Below are 929 nucleotides of genomic sequence, written 5' to 3'. Positions count from 1 at the left end.
TTTTAAAGGATTCTCACGGTAACCCTCTTCGATGATTTGTTGGTATCGTTTCTCAAACTCCTGTATTTTAGATAAGGGTAAAGGATATTCAGTCTCTTCTGAATAAGTTTTAGCTTCAAGCAATAATTCCGTCATGTCTTTTGCCCACTGTTGGTTCTCAAACTCGATGATTCCTTTGAATTCTCTTAAATGATGAACGTTACATAAAGCATGAGTGCAATCATCATATTTAAAATACGGTGTCCAATGATCATGGATGACGGTTCCTTTGAAAGAGGGAAGAATTCCATTGGCTTCAATCGCTTGAGATCCGCGCTTTTCATGAATAAAGTAGTGAGTATATCGTTTATTTGAAGTCACATGAAGCCATTGTCTCTTTCCATTGACATAACATCCTGTTTCATCTAAATGAAGATAACTTGATGCCAGAAGGTTTTCTTTGATAGAAGCTTCAGTCGTTTCTAATAATTCATAAAATCGTTTCGTCATATTCACGAGTGTTCCTTGGCTAATGGTCAATCTGAAAATATCTTGAGTCAATTGTTTCAGACGGTTGAATGGAATCAATTGATAGTGACTTAAATAAGAGAGTACACTTGTTAAATGAGGTCCATATTGTGTCGGTTGCGTGACATGTTTCGGAAATGGTCCTTCATTTTTATAGTAACAGTTAGGGCATACTTTAATTAGGGCTTGATGTTCAGTCACCTGAATGTTTAAGGGGGATAAATCGAAGACTTGACGTCGAATCGTTTTTTGAGGTTCAACGTTTTCTAAACAACACCCACACCCTTGGCAAGTTTGCGGATGATGTGTGACGACAAGATCCGGATCTTCTACCATTTTTAAGGTTGAACCTTTATGCCCGACTTGACCACCCGTTTTTTTATTTGAAGGTTGACGCAAACTTTTTGTCTTTTTAAAACCAT

Annotated in this window: 1 protein-coding gene; it reads right to left on the bottom strand. The window is 37.1% G+C overall.

Going from position 1 to position 929, the window contains the following annotated elements; all coding sequences use genetic code 11:
• Positions 1-929 (bottom strand): IS66 family transposase (tnpC, locus tag NEH75_RS12165; RefSeq protein ID WP_262948930.1); only part of this gene is annotated, 929 nt, incomplete at both ends.

The sequence above is a fragment of the Turicibacter sp. T129 genome, from assembly GCF_025594975.1.
Classification (GTDB): domain Bacteria; phylum Bacillota_I; class Bacilli_A; order MOL361; family Turicibacteraceae; genus Turicibacter; species Turicibacter bilis.
The sequence above is the reverse complement of the archived record's forward strand: the minus strand, read 5'-3'. Positions and strand labels throughout refer to the sequence as shown.